19 protein-coding genes are annotated in these 23,862 nt (G+C 70.1%); 13 read left to right on the top strand and 6 right to left on the bottom strand.

Going from position 1 to position 23,862, the window contains the following annotated elements; all coding sequences use genetic code 11:
• Positions 1 to 18: 18 nt before the first annotated feature.
• Together C7444_RS12895 and purT are read left to right on the top strand one after the other, a co-directional pair.
• Entirely contained in the window at positions 19 to 951 is a 933-nt protein-coding gene (locus tag C7444_RS12895) for an adenylate/guanylate cyclase domain-containing protein (protein WP_110401297.1), read from the top strand.
• Between the two features lie 55 nt (positions 952 to 1,006).
• Entirely contained in the window at positions 1,007 to 2,227 is a 1,221-nt protein-coding gene (purT, locus tag C7444_RS12890) for a formate-dependent phosphoribosylglycinamide formyltransferase (protein WP_110401258.1), read from the top strand.
• Between the two features lie 23 nt (positions 2,228 to 2,250).
• Here the strand turns inward: purT and C7444_RS12885 are convergent, their stop codons facing one another.
• Positions 2,251 to 3,981: an ABC transporter ATP-binding protein/permease gene (locus C7444_RS12885; protein ID WP_110401257.1), complete on the bottom strand. Its 1,731-nt coding sequence runs from the start codon at positions 3,979 to 3,981 to the stop codon at positions 2,251 to 2,253.
• Positions 3,982 to 4,084: 103 nt separating this feature from the next.
• On the opposite strand from C7444_RS12885, the gene C7444_RS12880 reads away from it, so the two are divergent.
• Positions 4,085 to 4,489, top strand: coding sequence for a nuclear transport factor 2 family protein (locus C7444_RS12880; RefSeq protein WP_110401256.1), 405 nt, complete (start codon positions 4,085 to 4,087; stop codon positions 4,487 to 4,489).
• Positions 4,490 to 4,511: 22 nt separating this feature from the next.
• Here C7444_RS12880 and C7444_RS12875 read toward each other — a convergent pair whose 3' ends face one another.
• Positions 4,512 to 5,240 carry an HAD family hydrolase gene (locus tag C7444_RS12875; protein WP_110401255.1) on the bottom strand — a complete coding sequence of 243 codons (729 nt, stop codon included), beginning with the start codon at positions 5,238 to 5,240 and terminating at the stop codon, positions 4,512 to 4,514.
• 131 nt (positions 5,241 to 5,371) lie between these two features.
• On the opposite strand from C7444_RS12875, the gene hemH reads away from it, so the two are divergent.
• Entirely contained in the window at positions 5,372 to 6,469 is a 1,098-nt protein-coding gene (gene hemH / locus C7444_RS12870; RefSeq protein ID WP_110401254.1) for a ferrochelatase, read from the top strand.
• A 21-nt stretch (positions 6,470 to 6,490) separates the two neighbouring features.
• Here the strand turns inward: hemH and C7444_RS12865 are convergent, their stop codons facing one another.
• From C7444_RS12865 to C7444_RS12850, 4 genes are all read right to left on the bottom strand, one after another.
• Positions 6,491 to 7,747: a porin gene (locus C7444_RS12865; RefSeq protein ID WP_245909545.1), complete on the bottom strand. Its 1,257-nt coding sequence runs from the start codon at positions 7,745 to 7,747 to the stop codon at positions 6,491 to 6,493.
• A gap of 188 nt (positions 7,748 to 7,935) precedes the next feature.
• A complete protein-coding gene (locus C7444_RS12860; protein WP_110401253.1) occupies positions 7,936 to 9,417 on the bottom strand; it encodes a tripartite tricarboxylate transporter permease in 1,482 nt (493 codons plus the stop codon).
• On the bottom strand, positions 9,417 to 9,953 hold the full coding sequence (locus C7444_RS12855) for a tripartite tricarboxylate transporter TctB family protein (protein ID WP_110401252.1): 537 nt from the start codon (positions 9,951 to 9,953) through the stop codon (positions 9,417 to 9,419). The genes C7444_RS12860 and C7444_RS12855 overlap by 1 nt, the downstream gene beginning before the upstream one ends.
• A gap of 75 nt (positions 9,954 to 10,028) precedes the next feature.
• Positions 10,029 to 10,991, bottom strand: coding sequence for a Bug family tripartite tricarboxylate transporter substrate binding protein (locus C7444_RS12850; protein WP_110401251.1), 963 nt, complete (start codon positions 10,989 to 10,991; stop codon positions 10,029 to 10,031).
• 96 nt (positions 10,992 to 11,087) lie between these two features.
• On the opposite strand from C7444_RS12850, the gene C7444_RS12845 reads away from it, so the two are divergent.
• The 9 genes from C7444_RS12845 (at position 11,088) to C7444_RS12805 (ending at position 23,828) form a co-directional block, all read left to right on the top strand.
• Positions 11,088 to 11,780: a response regulator transcription factor gene (locus C7444_RS12845; protein ID WP_110401250.1), complete on the top strand. Its 693-nt coding sequence runs from the start codon at positions 11,088 to 11,090 to the stop codon at positions 11,778 to 11,780.
• On the top strand, positions 11,777 to 13,237 hold the full coding sequence (locus C7444_RS12840) for a sensor histidine kinase (RefSeq protein WP_110401249.1): 1,461 nt from the start codon (positions 11,777 to 11,779) through the stop codon (positions 13,235 to 13,237). Before C7444_RS12845 ends, C7444_RS12840 begins: the two co-directional genes overlap by 4 nt.
• A gap of 46 nt (positions 13,238 to 13,283) precedes the next feature.
• The gene (locus C7444_RS12835; protein ID WP_110401248.1) at positions 13,284 to 13,829 is read left to right on the top strand and encodes an RNA-binding S4 domain-containing protein; all 546 of its coding nucleotides are present in this window, start codon (positions 13,284 to 13,286) and stop codon (positions 13,827 to 13,829) included.
• A gap of 183 nt (positions 13,830 to 14,012) precedes the next feature.
• Positions 14,013 to 14,570, top strand: coding sequence for a nucleotide exchange factor GrpE (gene grpE, locus C7444_RS12830; protein WP_110401247.1), 558 nt, complete (start codon positions 14,013 to 14,015; stop codon positions 14,568 to 14,570).
• Positions 14,571 to 14,651: 81 nt separating this feature from the next.
• Positions 14,652 to 16,634, top strand: coding sequence for a molecular chaperone DnaK (gene dnaK, locus C7444_RS12825; RefSeq protein ID WP_259372559.1), 1,983 nt, complete (start codon positions 14,652 to 14,654; stop codon positions 16,632 to 16,634).
• A 114-nt stretch (positions 16,635 to 16,748) separates the two neighbouring features.
• Complete coding sequence (gene dnaJ / locus C7444_RS12820; protein ID WP_110401245.1) at positions 16,749 to 17,909, top strand: molecular chaperone DnaJ; 1,161 nt, start codon at positions 16,749 to 16,751, stop codon at positions 17,907 to 17,909.
• Between the two features lie 150 nt (positions 17,910 to 18,059).
• On the top strand, positions 18,060 to 19,685 hold the full coding sequence (locus C7444_RS12815) for a tetratricopeptide repeat protein (RefSeq protein WP_110401244.1): 1,626 nt from the start codon (positions 18,060 to 18,062) through the stop codon (positions 19,683 to 19,685).
• A 106-nt stretch (positions 19,686 to 19,791) separates the two neighbouring features.
• The gene (locus C7444_RS12810) at positions 19,792 to 20,643 is read left to right on the top strand and encodes a transporter substrate-binding domain-containing protein (protein ID WP_110401243.1); all 852 of its coding nucleotides are present in this window, start codon (positions 19,792 to 19,794) and stop codon (positions 20,641 to 20,643) included.
• Positions 20,640 to 23,828, top strand: coding sequence for a sensor domain-containing protein (locus C7444_RS12805; RefSeq protein ID WP_110401242.1), 3,189 nt, complete (start codon positions 20,640 to 20,642; stop codon positions 23,826 to 23,828). Before C7444_RS12810 ends, C7444_RS12805 begins: the two co-directional genes overlap by 4 nt.
• The last annotated feature ends 34 nt before the right edge of the window (positions 23,829 to 23,862 follow it).

Raw genomic sequence — 23,862 nt, 5'->3', positions numbered from 1 at the left:
GCAAGTTAAACTGTGAAGATGTCTCAGGCCGTCACCAGAACCGTCGTTTTTGCAGATCTGCGCGGCAGCACTTCCCTTTATGAAAGTCTCGGCAACGCCGAGGCAGCTTCGGTCGTGACCCACAGCGTCGCGGTGGTCGGGCGCATCTTCGAGAGCCAGGGCGGACGCATCGTCAAGACGCTGGGCGACGGCCTGATGGCGGTGTTCGACCTGCCCATGGGGGCCCTGATCGCCGCCGAGGAAGTCCACGAATCGCTCGAGCGGGTGCTCAACGCGGGCGGCATCACGCCCCAGCCGGTGCTGCGGGTGCAGATCGCGATGGCCCATGGCGAGATGATCGAGGTGGCCGGCGACTGCTTCGGCGATGCGGTCAACGTCTCGGCCCGCCTGCTCGACCATGCCGGCGACAACGAGACGCTGGTGACTTCGCAGACCCGGGCCGCCCTGCCCGTCGAACACCACGACCGCTTCCGCCGCCTGGAGCGGCTGCACCTGCGCGGGCGGGTCGAGCCGGTCGAGGTGTGGCGCTTCGAGCCACGCCGCACCGACGCGATGTCGACGATGTTCGGCGAGACCGCGCCGGCCCTGGTGCCCGAAGGCATCCGCCTGTCGTGTTCGGTGGGCACGAAGATCCACTCGCACCGCAACCTGCCGGTGATCTTCGGCCGCAGCAACGAGGCGACCTACTGCATCGACGACAGCCGGGTGTCGCGCCAGCACGCCCGGGTCGAGTGGCACAGCGGCAACTTCCAGCTCGTCGACATGAGCTCCAACGGCACCTTCGTGCGCTTCGCGCGCCAGTCGGAGGTGGTGACGCTGCGCCGCGGCGCCTGCACGCTGCACGGCCGGGGCGTGATCTGCCTGGGGGTCAATCCCAACGTGCAGAACGCGCCCACGGTGCATTTCGACATCATGCGGTTCGAGGACACCGATCCTCAGCCGGCCTTCTGAACCGGCCGCCCCACCGGCGGCACGGACCTCTCCTCCTCCTCCTTCGTTTCCCTTCATGACGACCATCGGCACGCCCCTGTCTCCCCACGCCACCCGGGTCATGCTGCTGGGCAGCGGTGAACTGGGCAAGGAAGTCCTGATCGCGCTGCAGCGCCTGGGCGTCGAGACCATCGCGGTCGACCGCTACGACGGCGCTCCCGGCCAGCAGGTGGCCCACCACGCCCACACCATCGCGATGACCGACCCGGCCGCGCTCGAGGCGCTGATCCGCGCCGAGCAGCCGCACCTGGTCGTGCCCGAGATCGAGGCCATCGCCACCCCGGTGCTGCAGGCGCTCGAGGCCGAAGGGGTCGTGCAGGTCATCCCGACCGCACGGGCCGCGCGCCTGACGATGGACCGCGAAGGCATCCGCCGCCTGGCCGCCGAGACGCTGGGCCTGCCGACCAGCCCCTACCGCTTCTGCGACACGCTGGCCGAGCTGCGCGCCGCCATTGCCGGCGACGGCACGAACGCCGGCATCGGCTACCCCTGCATCGTCAAGCCGGTGATGAGCAGCTCCGGCAAGGGCCAGAGCCGGATCGACGGTCCCGACGACATCGGCTCGGCCTGGGAATACGCGATGGAAGGCAGCCGCGTCAGCAAGAACCGGGTCATCGTCGAAGGCTTCATCGACTTCGACTACGAGATCACGCTGCTGACCGTGCGGGCCCGCGGCGCCGACGGCCAGGTCGAGACCCGTTTCTGCGAACCCATCGGCCACATCCAGGTCAACGGCGACTACGTCGAGAGCTGGCAGCCCCACCCGATGCATCCGCAGGGCCTGCTGCTGGCCCAGCAGATCGCCCGCACCATCACCGACGACCTCGAGGGTCTGGGGCTGTTCGGCGTCGAGCTCTTCGTCAAGGGCGAGGACGTCTGGTTCAGCGAGGTCAGCCCGCGCCCGCACGACACCGGCATGGTGACGATGACCACGCAGTGGCAGAGCGAGTTCGAGCTGCACGCCCGGGCCATCCTCGGCCTGCCGGTCGACACCAGCCTGCGCACCCCCGGCGCCAGCGCGGTGATCTACGGCGGGGTCGAGGCCCTGGGCGTCGTCTTCGACGGCGTCGAGCAGGCCCTGCAGGTGCCGGGCACCGAGCTGCGCCTGTTCGGCAAGCCCGAGAGCTTCGTCAAGCGCCGCATGGGCGTGGCGCTGGCCCGCCATGCCGAGCTCGAGACCGCCCGCGCCCACGCCAGGCAGGCGGCCGCGCTGGTGCGGCCCCGCAGCGCCGACTGACCCGCTCGCCCGCACCCCGACCTTCAGTGCTTCCACTCGTAGCCGCTGGCCGGGTGCAGCGCCCAGCGCCCTTCCCCGCACAGCTCCAGCACCTCGTGGTGGTGCCTGACGATGGCCGGATGGTGGCTGACGCTGACCGGGGTGATCGACAGCCCGGCCAGCTGGCCGTAGAGCCGCTCCTCGTTGGCCGCGTCCAGCGCGCTGGTGGCCTCGTCGAGCAGCAGGTAGCGCGGGCGGGCCAGCAGCGCGCTGGCGAACGCCAGCCGCTGCTGCTCGCCCACCGACAGCACCTTGGCCCAGTCCAGCACCGCCCCCAGCCCGCCGAAACGCTCGGCCAGCGTGCCCAGGTTGACCCGCTCCAGCCACTGCAGCACTTCTTCGTCGGCGATGTCGCGTGACGCCTGCGGATAGAGCAGCAGCGAGCGCAGGTCGCCCAGCGGCAGGTAGGGATGCTGGGGCAGGAAACGCATCTCCGGGCCGGCCGGCCGCGTGACCTCGCCCGAGCCGGTGTTCCACAGCCCGGCCATGACCCGCAGCAGCGAGCTCTTGCCCGCCCCGCTCGCACCGACGATCACCAGGCCCCGGCCGGGGCGGACCGCCACCGAGAGCCCCCGCACCAGCAGGTGCTCCCGGTCGGGCGTGAACACCGTCAGCTGCGCCAGCGCCAGCTCGAAGCCGGGCACGGTGCGGATCTGCTGCGTGCTGGCGTCCCCCGGCTCCACCGGTGGAGCCGCCGGGCCGTCGAGCGCATGCGAGAACGCCCGCAGGCGATCGACCCCCGCGGCAAAACGGCTCAGCGACTCGAAGTGGTCGACGATCACCGTCAGCGCGCGCAGGATCGCCGCAAACGCGCCGGCGGCCTGGATCGAGCGGCCGACCTCCAGCTCGCCCGACAGCACGTCGTTGGCGATGATCACGCTGGGCAGCACGATGGTCAGGAAGCTGTGGGCGTACTGGAACAGGTTGAGCCTGAACTGCCAGCGCAGCACCTGCCGGTAGTTGCCGTACAGCGCGTCGAAGATGCGCTGCAGCGCCGACAGCTCGCGCGCCTCGCCGTTGTGGAAGGCGATCGGCTCGGCATGCTCGCGCACCCGCACCAGACCGAAGCGGAAATCCGCCTCCCGCTGCAGCTGGAAGAAGTTCAGCCCGATCAGGCGCTGGCCGAACGCCGCGGCGGTCACCACGGTGCTGAAGATCGCGTAGGCGATCAGGAAGTGGACCAGCCCCTGCGAGATCGACCAGAGCACGCTGGAGAACGCGATCAGCTCGATCAGCGAGCCCAGCACGATCATCGAGAAGTACAGCGACTGCTGGGTGAACGCGTTGATGTCCTCGGCGATGCGCTGGTCCGGATTGTCCAGGCCGGCCAGCGTGTTGAGCCGGTAGTAGGCCCGCTGGCTGAAGTAGCGCGCCAGGAACCGGGTCGTCAGCCAGCGCCGCCAGCGCAGGCCCAGCGTGTCGCGCACGTAGTAGTAGAGCGCGTAGATCGGCACGGCCGCGCCCAGGATGGCCGTGTAGCGCCAGATCGAGGCCCAGAAGCGGGGCGCATCCCGAGCCGCCAGGGCCGAGGTGAACTCGCCCGTCTCCTGGTTGAACAGCACGTTGAAGGCGGTCTGGCCCAGCAGCAGCACGACCAGCAGTCCCAGCAGGCCCATCGCTCGCCAGCGCTCGTCGGACTGCCAGTACGGCAGCGCGGTCACGGCAAAACGCTGCCACAGCCGCAGGTTGAAGCCGGGGGTCTCGTCTGGTTGCATCGGGTCTCCGGGGCGCACCGGGCCGACCTTAACGTGCCGGCGCCGGCAACCGGTCGCCTTGTGTCAACATCCGGCGCGATTCCCACGCCACGACACCACCACCATGCCCGCCTCCCGCCGCACCGATCCCGCCCTGCAGGCCATAGAGGACGAACTGCTCGCCCTGGAGCCGACCGCGCACCGGCCGGCACACGGCACGCCGCGGCAGACGCTGGAGGGGCTGATCGCCCCGGCGTTCTGGGAGGTGGCCGCCTCCGGCCTGCGCTACGGGCGCGAGCGTTTTGTCGAGATCCTGCTGGAATGCGCGTCGCGGCCGCACGACGAGCGCTGGGTCCCCATCGACGTGTGCTGCCAGCAGATCGCCACGGACACCTTCCTGCTGAGCTACTCGCTGTGGCAGGGCACGCGGCTGAGCCACCGGGCCTCGCTGTGGCGACGGGGCACGGCGGGCTGGCAGACCGTCTACCACCAGGGCACCGTGGTGCTGCCGGTGGCGACACCGGCCTGAGACCGCCGGGCGGCTTCAGGCTTCAGGCGCCCAGCCGGTCGGCGAGCTCGGCGAGGTGGCCGACGGTCACGTGCCAGCCCGTCACCGGCGGGGCGACCGGATCGGGGTCCGGCGCGGCAGCGGCATGGGCCGCCTGGTCGGGCCGCACGATCCAGGCGCTGTGCAGACCCGCCGCCTGCGCGCCCCGCACGTCGCAGCGGTGATCGTCGCCCGCGTGCAGCACCTGCCCTGGAGACAGCCGCAGGTGGGCACAGGCCGCCGCGAAGATGCGCGCGTCGGGCTTGAGCACGCCGACGCTGCGGGCATTGACGGAGCCGACGAACCAGCGCGACAGCCCGGTCGCCTCGAGTTCGGCGTTGCCGTTGCTCAGCGCCAGCAGCGGCCAGCGGGCGGCCAGGCGGTCGAGCGACCGCTCGACGTCGGGGTAGAACGTGACCCGCTGGCGCTCGGCGAAGAAGACCTCGAAGGCCGGACCGGCGAGTGCCGGGTCCTCGCCGCTGGCCCGCAGCGCCCGGCGATTGGCCTCCAGGCGCAGCGCGGTCAGATCGTGGGCCAGGTCGGGGCAGTCGCGCGACACCTGCTCGCGCAGGGCCCGCATGCGCTCGACCGGGAAGCGCTGCACCGTCACGGGCGCATGCTGCTCGAGCCACTGCTGCAGCACCCGTTCGGCCTGGAGGATGGCCGGAGCCACCGGCCAGAGGGTGTCGTCGAGGTCGAAGCTGAGGGCGTGGAGGGACGGGGGCGCATGCATGCTCAAAGTGTCGCAGACCCGCATCAGCCCCACGGCACCTCGGGCCGGACTCGTTCTGTCCAGGACAAAACCGTCTGGTGCGACCAGGGCCCGGCGCATCGGCGAGAATGAGGACCGCCGAGAAAGACCCCATGCGCTTCCAGACCGAACCTCCCCATCGCCACGGCGTCCCGACCCGCGTCGGCGTGCTGCTCGTCAACCTGGGCACGCCGGACGCGCCCACCGCCCCGGCGGTGCGCCGCTACCTGGCGCAGTTCCTGTCCGATCCGCGGGTGGTGGAGATCCCGCCGGCAGTGTGGAAGCCGATCCTGCACGGCATCATCCTGCGCACCCGGCCGGCCAAGTCGGCCGCCAAGTACGCCAGCGTCTGGACGCCCGAAGGCTCGCCGCTGGCGGTCTGGACACGCCGCCAGGCGAGCCTGCTGCAGGGCTACGCGGGCGAGCGCGGCCTGGTGCTGACCGTGCGCCATGCGATGCGCTACGGCAGCCCGTCGATCGCCAGCGAGCTCGACGAGCTGAAGAAGGCCGGCTGCGACCGCATCCTGGTGCTGCCGATGTACCCGCAGTACTCGGGCACGACCACCGCCAGCGTGATGGACGACGTGCACCGCTGGCAGCTGGTGCAGCGCCACCTGCCGGAGATCCGCTGGGTCCGGCAGCACCATGACGAGCCCGCCTACATCGAGGCGCTGGCGCAGCGGGTGCTGGAATACTGGTCCCGCGAGGGCCGCGGCGAGCACCTGCTGCTGAGCTTCCACGGCGTGCCCGAGCGCACGCTGCAGCTGGGCGACCCCTACCACTGCCAGTGCCACAAGACCGCCCGCCTGCTGGGCGAGCGCCTGGGCATGGGCAAGGACCAGCTGTCGCTGAGCTTCCAGAGCCGCTTCGGCAAGGCCAAGTGGCTGGAGCCCTACACCGAGCCGACGCTGCATGCGCTGGCGAAGAAGGGCGTGAAGCACCTGCAGGTGTTCTGCCCGGGCTTCTCGTCGGACTGTCTGGAGACGCTCGAGGAGATCGCGATCGAGGGCCGGCAGGTCTTCCTGACCGCCGGCGGCCAGCGCTACGACCACATCCCGTGCCTGAACGACCATCCGGCATGGATCCGGGCGCTGGTGGCGCTGGTCGAGCAGCACACCGCCGGCTGGCCGGTGCACCACCACGACCAGCCACGCGCCGCCGAGCTGGAAGCCCAGCGGCAGCGTGCGGCCGAACTCGGCGCCAAGGCCTGAGGCGCCGGCCCGCGCCGCCGCTCAGAAGCGGTGGCGCACGCCCAGCGCGAGGCTGTTGGAGTCGGTGCCGGCCGAGGCGGTGACCCCGCCCAGGTAACCCGCCCCGCCCGGCGCCGCCTGCGACAGCTTGCTGTTGTCGTAGCGGGAGACGACGAAGTTCACGTCCGTGCGCTTGGAGAACGCGTAGGTGTAGGCCACGCCGTAGGACGCGACGTCGGCATCGGCCGGGCGACGGTCATCGACCTTGCTGTAGGACACGTAGATCGTGCTGGCGCCCGACAGGAAACGATAGCCGACGTGGTACAGGCGGGAGTCCTGCTTCAGGCCTTCGTTGAACGCGTTCTGCACCAGCGGGGCGACACCCGCGAGCGCCGGATTGACCGTGGTCAGCGCCGTGGCGATGGTCGAGGTGCCGGTCGGGTGATCGTCCTTGAACGAGGCCAGCAGCAGGCTGGCCTTGCCCGGTCCGAGCGCCAGCGTGCCGCCGAACACCGCCGAGGTCAGCGACTTCTCGCCCTTCTCGTTGTTGCGGGTGTTGTAGGCCGCGCCGACCGAGTAGTCCGGCGTGCGGTACATCACGTTGGCACCCAGCAGGCGGTTGGCCGAGCTGTCCCCGGCGGTCTCGCCGAAGGCATACATCGCCGAGGCCGTCAGCCCGCCCAGCTCCATCCGGTAGGCCAGCGCGTTGCTGACGCGGATGTCGAAGCCCGCCGGCAGGCTGGCCAGCTGGCCGGCGGCCAGGCTGGACTGGGTGTTGGTGGTGTCGAGCGTGGCCGCCATCTCGTAGGCCGGCGTGTACTGGCGCCCGGCCAGCACCGCACCGACCGGCGTGATCAGGCCGACGAAGGCCTGGCGGTCGAAGAAGCCCGAGTTCAGGTTGACGCCGACGGTGCCGCCCAGCTGCGTCGCGATGGCCGTGACCGCCGGCTGCAGGGCCGAGGGCAGGCCCATCAGCGTGGCGGTGTTCAGGCGGTCGGGCAGCTGCGTGCCCGAGGCGGGCCGGTTGCTCAGCGTGCCGTTGTCGGCCTCGAGGCGGCTTTCCAGCACGAAGAAGGCCTTGTAGCGTCCCCCCAGGTCCTCGGCGCCGCGGAAGCCCAGCCGGGAGCCATCCATGATGCCGCTGGCCAGCTGGGTGCTGGTGCCGTTCTTCAGGCCGGTGATGCGGTGCACACCCACGTCCACCACCCCGTACATCTGCACCCCTTCCGCGGGGACCTGGGCCCACGCCGAGCCGCAGGCCGCAGCCATCAGGGTCAAGGCGAAACATGCCTTCATCATCTTGTCTCCATCCGTATTGAGTTGATACCAAGTGGACAGATGAAATTGACGCACATGCGGCAGGCCCGTGCATGGCGACTTGCCCCAGCGTTTTCCCGGCTTCGTGCGATCCGAACGACAAAAAACCGGCACCTGATGCAAAAACGCCGCACAAGTGCGGCGTCGGGTCGTGCGGCGCGGCCCGCGGATCAGCCGCGGCGCAGCTTCATCAGTCGCGGCAGCACCAGCACCGCCACCACGAGGGCCAGCAGGGCGGCCGACATCGGCCGCTCGATCAGCACGCTCCAGCGGCCTTCGCCGATGGACAGCGCGTTGCGCATCTGCGCCTCGGCCAGCGGGCCCAGGATCATGCCGACGATGACCGGTGCGGTCGGGAAGTTGAAGCGGCGCATCAGCACACCCACCACGCCGATCGCGTACATGACGAACAGGTCGAAGGCGCTCTGGCGCATGCCGTACACGCCCACGGTCGCGAAGATCAGGATGCCCGCATAGAGCGGCGCCTTCGGGATCTTCAGCAGCTTCACCCACAGGCCCACCAGCGGCAGGTTCAGCACCAGCAGCATGACGTTGCCGATGTAGAGCGAGGCGATCAGCGCCCACACCAGCGAGGCGTTGGTGTCGAACAGCTGCGGGCCGGGCTGGATGCCGTAGTTCTGGAACGCGCCCAGCAGGATGGCCGTGGTGTTGCTGGTCGGGATGCCCAGCGTCAGCAGCGGGATCAGCGTGGCGGTGATGGCCGCGTTGTTGGCCGCCTCCGGGCCGGCCACGCCCTCGATGGCGCCGGAGGTGCCGAACTCCTCCTTGTGCCTGGAGAGCTTCTTCTCGGTCGCGTAGCTCAGGAAGGTCGGGATCTCGCTGCCGCCGGCCGGGATGGTGCCGAACGGAAAGCCGATGAAGGTGGCGCGCAGCCAGGCCGGCCACGAACGGCGCCATTCCTGGCGGGTCATGTGCACCCGCGACAGCTTGTTCTGCGTCTCGACCTCGCGGCCCTGGAACAGCACCGCATACAGCACCTCGGCCACCGCGAACAGGCCCACGGCCAGCAGCACCACCTCGAGGCCGTCCATGAACTCGGGCACCCCGCCGGTGTAGCGGGCCTGGCCGGAGATCTGGTCGATGCCCACCAGGCCGACCGCCAGGCCGATGCCCAGCGAGGTCAGGCCACGCACCGTGCTCTGGCCCAGCACCGAGCTGACGGTGCAGAAGGCCAGCAGCATCAGCATGAAGTACTCGGGCGGACCGAGCTTGATGGCGTAGACCGCCACCACCGGGGCGAACAGCGTCACCAGCACGGTGGCGATGGTGCCCGCGACGAAGGAGCCGATGGCCGCCGTGGCCAGCGCCGCGCCGGCGCGCCCGCTCTTGGCCATCCTGTTGCCCTCGAGCGCGGTCACCATCGAGCCGGCCTCGCCGGGCGTGTTCAGCAGGATGGAGGTGGTCGAGCCGCCATACATCGCGCCGTAGTAGATGCCGGCGAAGAAGATCATCGAGGCGGTCGGCTCGACCTGCAGCGTGATGGGCAGCAGCATGGCCACCGCGGTGGCCGGCCCGATGCCCGGCAGCACGCCCACGGCCGTGCCCAGCGTGCAGCCGAACAGCGCCCACAGCAGGTTCACCGGCGTGCCGGCGGTCATGAAGCCTTGAAGAAGCTGATTCCAGATGTCCATCACAACCACCCCGTCTGCGTCAGGCCCGGCAGGCTGATGGCCAGCGCCTTGGTGAACATCCAGTAGACCGGCGCGCTGATGGCCATGCCGATCAGCGCATCCTGGACCCAGGCCCGCAGGCTCAGGTCGAAGCGGCCTTCCGCCAGCTTGAAACCCCGCACGGCCAGCACGAAGCACAGGGCACAGCTGAGGATGAAGCCGATCGAGGTGATCAGCCCCGCGTTGAGCAGGATGGCCGCCGACACCCAGCCGAAGGCCTTCCAGTCGCCCCGTTCGGCACCATCGGGCTCACCCATCGCGCGGAAACCGCCGCTGGCTGCCTCCCAGACCAGGAAGCCGCCGCACAGCGCCAGCAGGCCCGACACCACCCAGGGCAGGAAATTGGGGCCGACGCCGGCGTAACCGGCGTTCGAGGGGATCGACGTGGCCCCCCACGCCAGCACGCCGGCGACCGCCAGCACGCCCAGGCCGAGCAGGGCCTGGGTCTGATTGAGCCTGGACTCGCCGGATCCGGCGACAGGCAAGGTCTGGGACATGAGAACTTCTCCGTTTCAAAAGACGCAGGGCGCGGGAACGAACGTTCCGCGCCCTGTCGCAGCGCTGGCCCGCGCTCAGATCATCCCGGCCTTGACCATCGTGGCGCGCAGGCTGGCGAACTCGCGCTCGACGAAGGCGTCGAACGCCGGGCCGGCCAGCCAGGCGTCGGTCCAGCCGTTCTTCTCCATCGACTCCAGCCAAGCCTTGCTCTTGGTGGCCTTCAGGACCATGTCGGTCAGCGCCTTGCGCTGCTCGGGCGTGATGCCCGGGGCGGCGTACACGCCGCGCCAGTTGCCGATCTCGACGTCGATGCCCTGCTCCTTCAGCGTGGGCACGTTGACGCCCTTCAGGCGGGTCGCGGAGGTCACGCCGATCGGGCGCATCTTGCCGCTCTCGATGTACTGCGCGAACTCGCTGTAGCCGCTGCCGCCGACCGAGACGTTGCCGCCCAGGATGGCCGCGATCGCCTCGCCGCCGCCACGGAAGGGCACGTAGTTGATGCGCGACGGATCGGCACCCACCGCACGCGCGATCATCGCCGCGGCGATGTGCTCGGTCGAGCCGCGCGAGCCGCCACCCCACTTGACGCTGCCGGTGTCCTTCTTCATCTGGTCGATCACGTCCTTCATCGTCTTGAAGGGCGAGTCGGCGGGCACGACGAAGACGTTGTACTCGCTGGTCAGGCGCGCGATCGGCGTGGCCTGCGTCAGGCTGACCGGCGGCTTGCCGGTGATGATGCCGCCCAGCATCACCGCACCCATCACCATCAGCGTGTTCGGATCGCCCTTGCCGGCGTTGACGAACTGCGCCAGGCCGATCGCACCGGCGGCGCCGCCCTTGTTCTCGTATTGCACCGTGGCGGCGGCAGCGGCATCCTGCAGCGCCTTGCCCAGAGCGCGCCCGGTCGTGTCCCAGCCACCGCCCGGGTTGGCCGGGATCATCAGCTTGATGTTGGCGGCAGCCGCACGCGCGGACAGCGGCAGCGTGCCGGCAGCGGCCATGGCCAGCATGGACTTGAGGAAGGTGTCACGGCGCATGTCGTCTCCTGATAATGTTGGCGGACAGGCTGATGTTCGGGACCGGGGCTGTCATTCGGCTGTCGGTCGGCCTAGGGCAAATGCGGATGCCGCGACATGAAACTGCTGATCATCGAGGACAACGCGGCCATGCAGGCCACACTGAGGCGCACGTTCGAGCGCCAGGGCATGCACGTCATCGGCTGCGAGGACGGCAGCCGGGCGCTGTCGCGCTGGGAGGCCAGCCAGCCCGACGTGGTGGTGCTCGACCTGAGCCTGCCGGGCCTGGACGGGCTGCAGGTGCTGGCCCGGGCGCGCGCCGGCGGGCTGCGCACGCCGGTGCTGATCCTGACGGCACGCGGCACCGTGGGTGACCGCATCCTGGGCCTGAACACCGGGGCCGACGACTACCTGGCCAAGCCCTTCGACCTCGACGAGCTGGAGGCCCGGCTGCGCGCGCTGGTGCGCCGGGCCGGCGGGCCGGGCGCGGGCCAGGGCGCGAGCGGCGCCGGCCCGGCGGCCGAGGCCTACTGCGGCCTGCACGTCGACGCCGACAGCGGCGCGGTGCACCTGAACGGCGAGGTGATGGACCTGACCGCCCGCGAGGGCGCGCTGCTGCGCGCGCTGCTGGCGCGGCCGGGACACGCCGTGGCCAAGGAGCGCCTGTCCGAGCTGGTCTTCCCGGGCCAGAAGGAGGTCGCCCAGGAGGCCATCGAGGTGGTCGTCTACCGGCTGCGCAAGAAGCTGGCGTCGACCGACGCGCAGCTGGTGACGCTGCGCGGGCTGGGCTATCTGCTGAAGGCTGCATGAAGCCGTCCCGCCTGCGCTCCCGCTGGCCGCTGCTGGGCGACGGCGCCTCGCTGCGCAGCCGCCTGCTGCTGGGCATCCTGCTGCCGGTGATCGTGCTGGTCGCGCTCAACACCGTCAGCCTCTACCGCGAGGCGCTGGAGTCGGCCGACACCGCCTACGACCGCACGCTGCTGGCCTCGGCCAAGTCGATCGGCGAGCTGCTGGAGGTCACCGGCAGCGGCGAGCAGGCCGCCGTCAAGGCGACCGTGCTGTATTCGGCCCTCGAGGCCTTCGAGGCCGACAACCGCAGCCGGCTCTACTACCGGGTGACCGGCTTCCAGGGCGAGCCGGTATCGGGCTTCCAGGACCTGCCCCGCTGGCGCGGCCGGCTGTCCGGGCGCACCGTCTACGCCGCGCTGGTCGACTTCTACGACGACGTCTACCGCGGCCAGCCGGTGCGCATGGCCGTGCTGCTGCAGCCGGTGGCCAGCGCGACCGGACAGGGCATGGCCACCATCCAGGTCGCCGAGACGCTGGAGCTGCGCCACACGCTGGCCCGCCAGATCCTGCTGGAGACGCTGTGGCACCAGATCGTGCTGGTGCTGGTGATCGCCGCCGTGGTGGTCTGGGTGGTGCAGCGCGCCACCCGGCCGGTGCTGCGGCTGAGCCGGCAGATCGAGCAGCGCCCGGAAGGCGACCTGACCCCGCTGCAGGCCGCCGGCACGCCGGCCGAGCTGCTGCCGCTGGTGGATGCCACCAACGAGATGATGGCGCGGCTGGCCCAGCTGCTGGAGCACCAGAAACGCTTCGTGCGTGACGCCTCGCACCAGCTGCGCACGCCGATGGCGGTGCTCAAGACCCAGGTGCAGTCGGCCCGGCGCGGTGATGTCGAGCCCGCCCAGGCGCTGCGCGAGATCGAGCACACCGTCGACCGCGCCACCGACCTGGCCAACCAGATGCTGGCGCTGGCCAAGGTCGAGCAGCTGCGCCACCAGGGCAACGAGCCGCGGCTGGACTGGGCCGGCGTGACCCGCGAGATCGCGCTCGACCTGTCGGCGCTGATCGCCGGACGCGAGCTGGAATTCCTGATCGAGACCGTCGAGGCGCCGGTGCGGGCCCACGAGTGGGCCCTGCGCGAACTGGTGCGCAACCTGCTGCACAACGCGATCAAGTGCAGCCCGGCCGGCTCGGCGCTGGCGGTGCGCCTGGTGCACGACGGCCGGCATGCCGCGCTGACCATCGCCGACGGCGGCCCCGGCATCGCCGACGCGCTGCGCGACAATCTGTTCCGCCCGTTCGCCACCGGCGGGCCGCACGGCGACCTGCGCAGCGGCTCGGGCCTGGGCCTGGCGATCTGCCGCGAGATCGTGCACAACCTCGGCGGCGAGCTGACGCTCGACAACCGCATCGAGCACAGCCGCATCACCGGGCTGGACGCCACGGTGCGCCTGCCGCTGGCCAGCGGCGCGGCGCCCTGACCGGCGCCGGCCCCGGCTGTTCCACCCCTTTTTTCCCCATCCGCCGATGCCACCACACCCGCCACTGCCCACCCCCGACGACGACGGCGACAGCCCGCTGGACGACGGACCGGACACCACCCCGCCCCCCGGCGCGGCCGAGGCGGCCGCGCTGAGGCAGCAGTACAAGGTCGACCCGGCCGGCAGCCTGCGCCTGGACAAGTGGCTGTGGGCGGCCCGGCTCTTCAAGACCCGCGCCCTGGCCGCCGAGGAGGTCAGCCGCGGGCGCCTCACGATCAACGGCCAGGCGGTGGCCAAGCCGGCCCGCGAGGTCCGGGCCGGCGACCTGCTGGCGGTGCGCGGCGGGGGCTGCCCGCAGCCCCGAGAGCTGAAGGTGCTGGCGGTCAGCACCGTGCGCGGGCCCGCCCCGGCCGCGCGGCTGCTGTATGCGGAGACCGAAGCCAGCCTGGCCGCCCAGGCCGCCTGGCGCGCCCAGCGGCCCTACCAGGCCGACCCGGCGCTGACCATCGAGCACGGCCGGCCGACCAAGTCCGACCGCCGGCAACTGGTCGAATGGCAGCGCTGGAGCGCGCAGATCGACGACGAGCGCTGATTTCTCGAAAAGTTCCGCGCCGGCCTCTTGAAACCGGTTGGCATGGCCCCAGTTGTCGCGCAACCTTGCGGCTTTTGCGCCGCCCTGCCCTGCAGGCGCGGCCTCAGCGCATCCGACGAGGTGCACCGCATTCCGCCCCGTCCGGCCTCCCGGACGTCGCTTTCAGTCTTGCTTCCCATCGCCATGTCAGACGCAAATCAATCGACGAATATCGATAGCCAAGATCAACACACCGCCAGTGACCACGGCCAGGCCGCTCCGGTGGACGCACTGAGCGAAGCGCTGGCCCGCGTGGCCGAGCTGGAAGCCAAGCAGACCGAGCTGGCCGACGCCTTCCTGCGCGCCAAGGCCGATGCGGACAACACCCGCCGCCGCGCCGACGAGGAGATCGCCAAGTCGCGCCGCTTCGCGATCGAGGGTTTTGCCGACAGCCTGCTGCCGGTCAAGGACAGCCTCGAGGCCGCGATCGCCACGCACGCGGCCGGCCAGGGCTCGGTCGAGCAGATGCTCGAGGGCGTGCACGCCACGCTGCGCCAGCTGGGCCAGGCGCTCGAGCGCAACAAGGTCCTGGAGATCAGCCCGCCCGCCGGCACGCGCTTCGACCCGCACCAGCACCAGGCCATCAGCGTCGTGCCGGCCGACCAGGAAGCCAACACCGTGGTGTCGGTGCTGCAGAAGGGTTACCTGATCGCCGAGCGTGTGCTGCGCCCGGCCCTGGTGACCGTGACCGGCCCGAAGTGAGCCCCACGGCGGCGCCCCAGGCTGCCGCCTCCCCGCGATTTCTGGGTGAACACCCCTTGAAACCACGCGGGTTCACCACACATCGAAGACAACCAAGCAAATTCCCGCGGAGCACACACTATGGGCAAGATCATCGGCATTGACCTCGGAACCACCAACTCGTGCGTTGCCATCATGGAAGGCAACACGACGAAGGTGATCGAGAACTCGGAAGGCGCGCGCACGACGCCGTCCATCATCGCCTACCAGGAAGACGGCGAGATCCTCGTCGGTGCCTCGGCCAAGCGCCAGGCGGTCACGAACCCGCGCAACACGCTCTACGCCGTCAAGCGCCTGATCGGCCGCAAGTTCACCGAGAAGGAAGTGCAGAAGGACATCGACCTGATGCCCTACTCCATCGCCGCGGCCGACAACGGCGACGCCTGGGTGGAAGTGCGTGGCAAGAAGATGGCGCCCCCGCAGGTCTCGGCCGAAGTGCTGCGCAAGATGAAGAAGACCGCCGAGGACTACCTCGGTGAAGAAGTGACCGAGGCCGTCATCACGGTGCCGGCCTACTTCAACGATGCCCAGCGCCAGGCCACCAAGGACGCCGGTCGCATCGCCGGCCTGGACGTCAAGCGCATCATCAACGAGCCCACCGCCGCGGCCCTGGCCTTCGGCCTGGACAAGCACGGCAAGGGCGACCGCAAGATCGCCGTCTATGACCTGGGCGGTGGCACCTTCGACATCTCGATCATCGAGATCGCGGACGTCGACGGCGAGATGCAGTTCGAGGTGCTGTCGACCAACGGCGACACCTTCCTGGGCGGCGAGGACTTCGACCAGCGCATCATCGACTTCATCGTCACCGAGTTCAAGAAGGAACAGGGCGTCGACCTGACCCGCGACGTGCTGGCCCTGCAGCGCCTGAAGGAAGCCGCCGAGAAGGCCAAGATCGAGCTGTCGAACTCGTCGCAGACCGACGTCAACCTGCCCTACATCACGGCCGACGCCTCGGGCCCGAAGCACCTGAACATCAAGCTGACCCGCGCCAAGCTGGAAAGCCTGGTCGAGGAGCTGATCGAGCGCACGATCGCGCCCTGCCGCACGGCGATGAAGGACGCGGGCGTGTCCGTCGGCTCGATCGACGACGTCATCCTGGTCGGCGGCATGAGCCGCATGCCCAAGGTGCAGGACAAGGTCAAGGAGTTCTTCGGCAAGGAGCCGCGCAAGGACGTGAACCCGGATGAAGCCGTCGCCGTGGGCGCGGCCATCCAGGGTCAGGTGCTGGGCGGCGAGCGCACCGACGTGCTGCTGCTCGACGTCACCCCGCTGAGCCTGGGCATCGAGACCCTGGGCGGCGTGATGACGAAGATGATCACCAAGAACACGACCATCCCGACCAAGTTCGCGCAGACCTTCTCGACGGCCGACGACAACCAGCCGGCGGTGACGATCAAGGTGTTCCAGGGCGAGCGTGAGCTGGCCAGCGGCAACAAGCTGCTGGGCGAGTTCAACCTCGAGGGCATCCCGCCGGCCCAGCGTGGCACGCCGCAGATCGAGGTGAGCTTCGACATCGACGCCAACGGCATCCTGCACGTGGGCGCCAAGGACAAGGGCACGGGCAAGGAAAACAAGATCACCATCAAGGCGAGCTCGGGCCTGTCCGAGGACGAGATCCAGAAGATGGTGAAGGACGCCGAGCTCAACGCCGCCGAGGACAAGAAGAAGGTCGAGACCGTCCAGGCCAAGAACCAGGGCGACGCGATGGTGCACTCGGTGCGCAAGTCGCTGACCGACTACGGCGACAAGCTCGAGGCGGGCGAGAAGGAGAAGATCGAGGTCGCGATCAAGGCCGTCGAGGACGCGCTCAAGGGCGACGACAAGGAAGCCATCGAAGCCCGCACCAACGAGCTGATGACGGCCAGCCAGAAGCTGGGCGAGAAGATGTACGCCGACATGCAGGCCCAGCAGGCTGCGGGGGCACCGGGCGCTGCTGACGCGACCGAGGCCACCAAGGCCGAACCGAAGAACGCAGCGGACGACGACGTCGTCGACGCCGAGTTCAAGGAAGTCAAGAAGTGATCGACGGGCCGGCCCTGAGGGGCCAGCCTTCGGCATGCGCCGCGATTCGAGTCCGGAGGCCGCAAGCCTCCAGGCCGGCGCGGCGTTCCTGTTCCTGCATCGCGGACACCATTCATGGCCAAGCGTGACTACTACGAAGTCCTGGGCGTCGCCAAGACGGCCAACGAGGACGAGATCAAGAAGGCCTATCGCAAGGCTGCGATGAAGTTCCACCCTGACCGCAATCAGGGGGACAAAGGCAAGGAAGCGGAGGAAAAGTTCAAGGAGGCCAAGGAGGCCTACGAGATGCTCTCCGACGCCCAGAAACGGGCCGCCTATGACCAGTACGGTCATGCCGGCGTGGATCCGAACGGCGCCGGCGCGGGCTTCCGCCCGGGTGGTGGCGGCCCCGAAGGCTACGGCGGCTTCGCCGAGGCCTTCGGCGACATCTTCGGCGACATCTTCGGCGGCCAGGCCGGCGGTCAGCGTCGGGGCGGCGGCGGCCAGCAGGTCTACCGCGGCGCCGACCTGTCGTACGCGATGGAGATCACCCTCGAGGAGGCCGCGCACGGCAAGGAGACGCAGATCCGCATCCCGACCTGGGAGGAATGCGACACCTGCCACGGCACCGGCGCCAAGCCGGGCACCTCGCCCAAGACCTGCAGCACCTGCCACGGGTCGGGCACGGTGCATCTGCGCCAGGGCTTCTTCAGCATCCAGCAGACCTGCCCGCACTGCCACGGCACCGGCAAGATCATTCCCGAGCCCTGCACCACCTGCAGCGGCGCGGGCAAGATCAAGAAGCAGAAGACGCTGGAGGTCAAGATCCCCGCGGGCATCAACGAGGGCCAGCGCATCGCCCTGCGCGGCCACGGCGAGCCCGGCACGCATGGCGGGCCGGCGGGTGACCTGTATGTCGAGATCCGCATCAAGCAGCACGAGATCTTCGAGCGTGACGGCGACGACCTGCACTGCACCGTGCCGGTCCCGCTGACCACGGTGGCCCTGGGCGGCGCGATCGAGGTGCCCACGCTGAGCGGCCAGGCCGAGATCGAACTGCCCGAGGGCACGCAGCACGGCAAGACCTTCCGGCTGCGCGGCAAGGGCATCAAGGGCATCCGTTCGACCTACCCGGGCGACCTGTACTGCCACATCGCGGTGGAGACGCCGGTCAAGCTCACCGAGCACCAGCGCAAGCTGCTCAAGGAGCTCGACGACTCGTTCCGCAAGAGCGGTGACAAGCATTCGCCCAACGCGAAGAGCTGGACCGACCGGGTCAAGGACCTGTTCAAGTAAGCGACCCACCCGAAACCGCCTGCCCTGCAGGCGGTTTTTTCTTGGGCGCACGCACCGTCAGGGCGTCGACCCCGAAATGCTCAAGTCGAGCGTGGTGACTGCCGATAGACGGAAAGAGCCTTCCGACCGACCCGCAACGAACAGGACACCATGCAGCCGCTCGACCCGATGATCCATGAATGCCGAGCCCTGATCGTCGACGGCAACGCCACCTCCCGCAGCACGCTGATCGGCATGGTGCGCGACTTCGGCGTGGGCACCGTGGTGCAGACCTCCCGCCCGGTCGATGCCCGGCGCATCCTCGAGAACCGGACCTTCGACATCGTGCTGTGCGAGCAGCATTTCGAGGGCGAGGCGCAGGGGGGCCAGGAGCTGCTCGACGATCTGCGTCGCGCCCAGCTGCTGCCGTTCGCCACCGTGTTCGTGATGGTCACCGGCGAGGCGTCGTATGCCAAGGTGGCCGAGGCGGCCGAGTCGGCCCTCGACAGCTACCTGCTCAAGCCGCACAACGCCCAGATGCTCGGGACCCGCCTGGTTCAGGCCCGGCACCGCAAGGTCGTGCTGGGCGACATCTTCACCGCCATCGAGGAAAACCGCTTCGAGGACGCCGCCAGCCTGTGCCTGGAGCGGTTCGCCCGGCGGGGTGAATACTGGCTCTACGCTGCCCGCATGGGCGCCGAGCTGATGCTGCGCATCGGCAAGCACGATGCCGCCCGCCAGCTCTACGAGGCCGTGCGGGCCACCCGCGCGCTGCCCTGGGCCAAGCTGGGCATCGCCCGCGCGGAGGTCGAGTCCGGCGCCCTGCTGCAGGCGCGCCGCACGCTGGAGTCACTGATCGCCGACAATCCGGCCTACGCCGATGCCTACGACGTGATGGGCCGGGTCCAGGTCGAGAACGGCGACATCACCGGCGCGCTGGAAACCTACCGCCGCGCCTGCGAGATCACGCCCTCCAGCGTCTCGCGCCTGCAGAAGCAGGGCATGCTGGCGTTCTACGGCGGCAACTTCGAGGAGGCCGAACGCTGCTTCGACCGCGCCACCTCGATCGGCATCAGCAGCAAGATGTTCGACCCGCAGACCCTGGTGCTGCTGTCGATGGTGAAGTTCGACCGCGGTGACAGCCGCGGCGTCGTGCGCTGCCACGAGAACCTGGGGCACTTCGTCGAGAAGCAGCCCGACAACCAGCGGCTGCAGCGTTTCCTGCGCATCGTCACCATCCTGCGCACGATGCAGGAGCGCCAGGTCGCCAAGGTCGTGCAGATGATCAAGGATGCGGTGGCCGAACACGTCGAGCCCTCCTTCGACTTCGAGGCCGCCAGCAACCTGATGGCGCTGCTGACGCGCATCGCCCGCACCGAGATCCAGCTGCCCGACGCCGAGATCTGGGTCGAGCAGCTGGCGCTGCGCTTCTGCATCTCCAAGGCCTCCACCGACCTGCTGGCCGCGGCCGCCCACGGTTCCGCGGGATCCGATCGCATCATCCGCGAGACCCACACCAAGGTCCTGGGCATGGCCGAGCAGGCGCTGACCCACAGCGTCAAGGGCTCGCCCAGCGTCGCGGTCGCCACGCTGATCAAGCAGGGCGAGAAGACCCTCAACGCCAAGCTGATCGAGCTGTCGCTGATGGTGCTCAACCGCCACCGGGATCGCATCGACCTGTTCGAGCCGATGCAGGCCGGGGCCAGCGCCCTGCGTGACCGCTACTGCGCCCAGGGCACCCGCCTGAACCTGAACGAGGGGGGCCGCAGCGCCGGTGGCATGGCCCTGCGAGCGTGACGACAGACCGGGTTCCGAGGCCTCGGAGCGGTACTTTCTCGTACTGACACCCTACCCTGCTGGCGCGGGCCGGACAATGCGCCACAAAAGAGATCAGGGGAAGGCCATGCAGTTCAAGACGACCCACTGGGCGCTGCTCATCATCGGCACGACGCTGCTGGCGGTGGTCCTGCTGTGGCACGACGAGGCCAGCCGCCATGCGCGCGTCGGCGAAACCTCGCACGGACCGGTGCTGCGGGTGGGCTACGCGATCGAGGCGCCCTACGCGGAGCTCGACGACGGTGGCCGGGTCACGGGAGAGTCCCCCGAGACGCTGCGGGCGCTGCTGCGCCTGGCCGGGCGGGGTGAACCGCAGTGGGTGCACGTGCCCTTCGGCGACCTGATCCACGAACTCGAGATGGGGCACATCGACATCGCCGCCGCAGGCCTGTTCATCACGCCCGAGCGCGCCCGGCGGGTCGATTTCACCCGCCCGACCGTGTCGGCCCGCATGGGGCTGCTGGTGCGCCATGGCAATCCGCTGGACCTGCACGCCCTCGAGGACGTGCGCCGGCATCCGCAGGCCCGTCTGGCCGTGCTGGCCGGCTCGGTCGAGGAGACCGTGGCCCGGGCACTGGGCCTGTCGGGACCGCAGCTGCTGTCGACCCCGGACGCCCTGACCGCGGTGGCCGCCGTGCGTGACGGCCAGGCCGCCGGACTGGCGCTGTCGGCCCCGTCGCTGCGCCTCATGGCCGGGCAGCCGGGCCTGGCGATGGCCGAACCTTTCCGCGACACCACCCCGCCGGGCCTGTCGAACATCGGCTACCCGGCGTTCGCGCTGCGCCGCGGGGATGCGATGCGGGCGACGCTCGACGAGGCGCTGGCCCGTTTCCAGGGCAGCCCCGAACACCTCGCGCTGATCGCTCGCCACGGCTTCACGGCCGCCGAAGTCGACGCCGCCCGCCGATTCACCCCATGAGCCCGCCACCGCAGCCCACCGCCATCCCCGCTCGCCCGGGGGGCCGGCAGCAGGCGCGTGCGCTGCTGAGCGTGCTGCTGGTCGCCTGCGTCGTGCTGATGGCCTGGTCGCACCTGCGCTGGAACACGACCCTGGAGCAGCACACGGCGCCGGCCAGCGCGCTGCAGCGGGCCCGCATCGTGCTGATGCAGGCCGCCCTGACGGCCGAGCGCCTGCACATGAACGACGCCAGCGCCAGCCTGCCGCTGATGATGGCCCAGCTCGACAGCGCCCGGCTGACCGGCCAGGACCTGCAGCGCATGCTCGGCGAACACACCCTGTGGTGGGACTCGCGGGTGAACGCGCAGACCCTCGCATCGGCCCGGGCCTTCAACGAGGCGATGCAGCAGCTGCGCCAGGCGGCCCAGGACCGCATCCGGGCCCACGAAGGGGCGGCGGCGATCGACATGCAGCAGGCGCAGAACCAGGTCGACACCGCGGCGCGCCAGCTCGAGCTGGCCCTGCAGCAGCGGCTGCAGACCGAGCGGCTGCAGCAGCTGCTGCTGACCTCGGCCATGCTGACGATGCTGGCCGTGCTGGGCCTGTGCCTGATCGCGCTGATGCACCACCAGGGCCGCCTGCGGCAGGCCTCGCTGGCACGGCTGATCGAGAGCGAGGCCCGCCTGCGCGCGTTTGCCGCCAGCATCCCCGACCTGTCCTTCGTGCTGGACCGGCAAGGCACCTACCTCGACGTCTTCGGTGACGAGAGCAAGCTCGCCCAGCCCCGGGAACAGCTGATCGGGCGGCGCCTGGACGAGGTCTTTCCCCCGGATCTGGCGCACCAGTTCCTGGCGGCCATCCGGCAGGCGCTGGCCCGCCGGGACACCCAGACCTGCGACTACGAGCTGCTGCTGCCCATGGGCCTGCGCTGGTTCGAGGGCCGCATCAGCGCCGTGCACGAGATGGATGCCGTGGTCTGGATCAGCTGGGACATCAGCGAGCGCAAGCAGGCCGAGCAGCGGGTGCTGGCGCTGACCCGGCTCTACAGCTTCCTGAGCCAGGTCAACCAGTCCATCGTCTGGTGCAAGGACGAGACCACGCTGTTCCAGCGGGTCTGCGACGTGGCGATCAGCCACGGCCAGCTGCACCGCGCCGTGGTGCTGCGCCGTGCGGGCCCGGACCGGCCCTTCGAGATCGTGGCCGGTGCGGACGTGAACGGTGACCTGGCGAGCCGCCCCGACCCCGGGACCCTGCGCGATGCGCTGCCCATCGCCTGGCGCTGCGCGGCGTCCTGGAAACCGGAGTGGGAGCTCGCCAGCGGCGTCAGCGCCGACGGCCTGCAGCCGCTCGACCGCGTGGCCCTGCCGGTGGAGGACGGCGCCGACATCGGGGCGGTCGTGCTGCTGATGCGCGACAAGCTCAACCCCGACGACCCGGACGAGAGCGCGCTGTTCGCCGAGATCGCGATGGACCTGTCCTTCGCGCTGGCGCAATTCACTCGCGACACGCTCTGGGCCGAGCAGCAGGCCCGCATGCGCCTGCTGGCCGCGGCGCTGGAGAGCACGCAGGACGCGGTCGTGGTCACCGACCTGCAGGCGCGCATCGTCTCGGTCAACCGCGCGTTCACCGACATCACCGGTTACGCCGAGGCCGAGGTGGTCGGCCGCACGCCGCGGCGGCTGCGCTCGCGCCGGCACGGCCCGGCGCAGTTCGATCGCCTGTGGCGCAGCCTGCGCGACGACGGTCAATGGCAGGGCGAGCTGTGGAGCCAGCGCAAGGACGGCCAGCCGTACGCGCAGTGGACCTCGATCAGCACCGTGCGGGATGCCCAGCAGCGCCCCAGCCACTACGTCGCGGTCTTCACCGACACGACCGAGCAGAAGCTCTCCGAGGAGCGCCTGCACCGCCTCGCCCACTTCGACCCGTTGACCCAGCTGCCCAACCGGGTGCTGGTGTTCACCCGGCTCGAGCACGCGCTGGAAAGCGCCACCCGCGGCGGGCACCGCGTGGGGGTGCTCTTCATCGACCTCGACCACTTCAAGACCGTCAACGACAGCCTCGGCCACGAGGCCGGCGACCAGCTGCTGGGCATGGTCGCGCAGCGGCTGGAGGCGCGCACGCGGCGCGACGACACGCTCGGACGGCTGGGCGGTGACGAGTTCGTGCTGGTGCTGGAGCACCTCGGCGAGGCCGGCGAGGCCGCGCAGGTCGCGCAGGAGCTGCTGTCGCTGCTGCAGCAGCCCTTCACGATCGGCGACCAGGTCATCTACGTGCAGGCCAGCGTGGGCATCAGCATCTTCCCCGACGATGGCGACAGCAGCGGCGACCTCGTGCGCGATGCCGATGCGGCGATGTACCTCGCCAAGCGGGCCGGCCGCAGCACCTTCCGCTACTACACCGAATCGCTGACCACCGCCGCCCAGGCGCGCCTGAGCATGGACACCCGCCTGCGCCGGGCGCTGGAGCGCGACGAGTTCGAGCTCTGGTACCAGCCGCTGCTGCAGCTGAGCGATCGCCGGCTGATCGGCGTGGAGGCGCTGGTGCGGCTGCGCCAGCCCGACCTGCCACCGCTCGGGCCGGCCGAGTTCATCCCGGTGCTCGAGGAGAACGGCCTGATCATCGCGCTGGGCGACTGGGTGACCCGCGAGGCCTGCCGCCAGGGTCGCGCCTGGCTGGACGAGGGGCTGGACTTCGGCCGCATCGCGATCAACCTGTCGCCGGTCGAGGTGCGCCGCGGCGGCACCGACGAGCGGCTGCGCTCGGCGCTGCTCGCCTCGGGCCTGCCCGCCGAGCGGCTCGAGCTGGAGATCACCGAATCGGGCCTGATGGAGCAGAGCGGCCAGGCCGAGCAGTTCCTCGGCCGCCTGCGGGCGCTCGGCGTGCAGCTGGCGATCGACGACTTCGGCACCGGTTATTCCTCGCTGGCCTACCTGAAGCGTTTCCCGGTGAGCAAGCTCAAGATCGACCGCAGCTTCGTGCGCGACGTGCCGGGCGACCCCAACGACGAGCAGCTGGTGCGCACGATGATCGCGATGGGGCACAACCTGGGCATCTCGGTGCTCGCCGAAGGCGTCGAGACCGAAGCGCAGGTGCGTTACCTGCTCGACAACGGCTGCGAAGCGGCCCAGGGCTACTTCTTCAGCCGGCCGCTGCCGGCGGCCGAGCTGCGGTCCTGGCTGCGGCCGATGCCCCCGGCTCGGGGGTGACGGGCCTGCGCCCGGGCACCCTGATCCGAGCGCG

Origin of the sequence: Sphaerotilus hippei (assembly GCF_003201595.1) — a bacterium.
Lineage (GTDB): Bacteria > Pseudomonadota > Gammaproteobacteria > Burkholderiales > Burkholderiaceae_C > Sphaerotilus > Sphaerotilus hippei.
The sequence above is the reverse complement of the archived record's forward strand: the minus strand, read 5'-3'. Positions and strand labels throughout refer to the sequence as shown.

Excerpts from the sequence above, each read along its gene's own strand:
- C7444_RS12895 (WP_110401297.1), top strand. The coding sequence starts at position 19 with ATGTCTCAGGCCGTCACCAGAACCGTCGTTTTTGCAGATCTGCGCGGC.
- purT (WP_110401258.1), top strand. The coding sequence starts at position 1,007 with ATGACGACCATCGGCACGCCCCTGTCTCCCCACGCCACCCGGGTCATG.
- C7444_RS12885 (WP_110401257.1), bottom strand. The coding sequence starts at position 3,981 with ATGCAACCAGACGAGACCCCCGGCTTCAACCTGCGGCTGTGGCAGCGT.
- C7444_RS12880 (WP_110401256.1), top strand. The coding sequence starts at position 4,085 with ATGCCCGCCTCCCGCCGCACCGATCCCGCCCTGCAGGCCATAGAGGAC.
- C7444_RS12875 (WP_110401255.1), bottom strand. The coding sequence starts at position 5,240 with ATGCATGCGCCCCCGTCCCTCCACGCCCTCAGCTTCGACCTCGACGAC.
- hemH (WP_110401254.1), top strand. The coding sequence starts at position 5,372 with ATGCGCTTCCAGACCGAACCTCCCCATCGCCACGGCGTCCCGACCCGC.
- C7444_RS12865 (WP_245909545.1), bottom strand. The coding sequence starts at position 7,747 with ATGATGAAGGCATGTTTCGCCTTGACCCTGATGGCTGCGGCCTGCGGC.
- C7444_RS12860 (WP_110401253.1), bottom strand. The coding sequence starts at position 9,417 with ATGGACATCTGGAATCAGCTTCTTCAAGGCTTCATGACCGCCGGCACG.
- C7444_RS12855 (WP_110401252.1), bottom strand. The coding sequence starts at position 9,953 with ATGTCCCAGACCTTGCCTGTCGCCGGATCCGGCGAGTCCAGGCTCAAT.
- C7444_RS12850 (WP_110401251.1), bottom strand. The coding sequence starts at position 10,991 with ATGCGCCGTGACACCTTCCTCAAGTCCATGCTGGCCATGGCCGCTGCC.
- C7444_RS12845 (WP_110401250.1), top strand. The coding sequence starts at position 11,088 with ATGAAACTGCTGATCATCGAGGACAACGCGGCCATGCAGGCCACACTG.
- C7444_RS12840 (WP_110401249.1), top strand. The coding sequence starts at position 11,777 with ATGAAGCCGTCCCGCCTGCGCTCCCGCTGGCCGCTGCTGGGCGACGGC.
- C7444_RS12835 (WP_110401248.1), top strand. The coding sequence starts at position 13,284 with ATGCCACCACACCCGCCACTGCCCACCCCCGACGACGACGGCGACAGC.
- grpE (WP_110401247.1), top strand. The coding sequence starts at position 14,013 with ATGTCAGACGCAAATCAATCGACGAATATCGATAGCCAAGATCAACAC.
- dnaJ (WP_110401245.1), top strand. The coding sequence starts at position 16,749 with ATGGCCAAGCGTGACTACTACGAAGTCCTGGGCGTCGCCAAGACGGCC.
- C7444_RS12815 (WP_110401244.1), top strand. The coding sequence starts at position 18,060 with ATGCAGCCGCTCGACCCGATGATCCATGAATGCCGAGCCCTGATCGTC.
- C7444_RS12810 (WP_110401243.1), top strand. The coding sequence starts at position 19,792 with ATGCAGTTCAAGACGACCCACTGGGCGCTGCTCATCATCGGCACGACG.
- C7444_RS12805 (WP_110401242.1), top strand. The coding sequence starts at position 20,640 with ATGAGCCCGCCACCGCAGCCCACCGCCATCCCCGCTCGCCCGGGGGGC.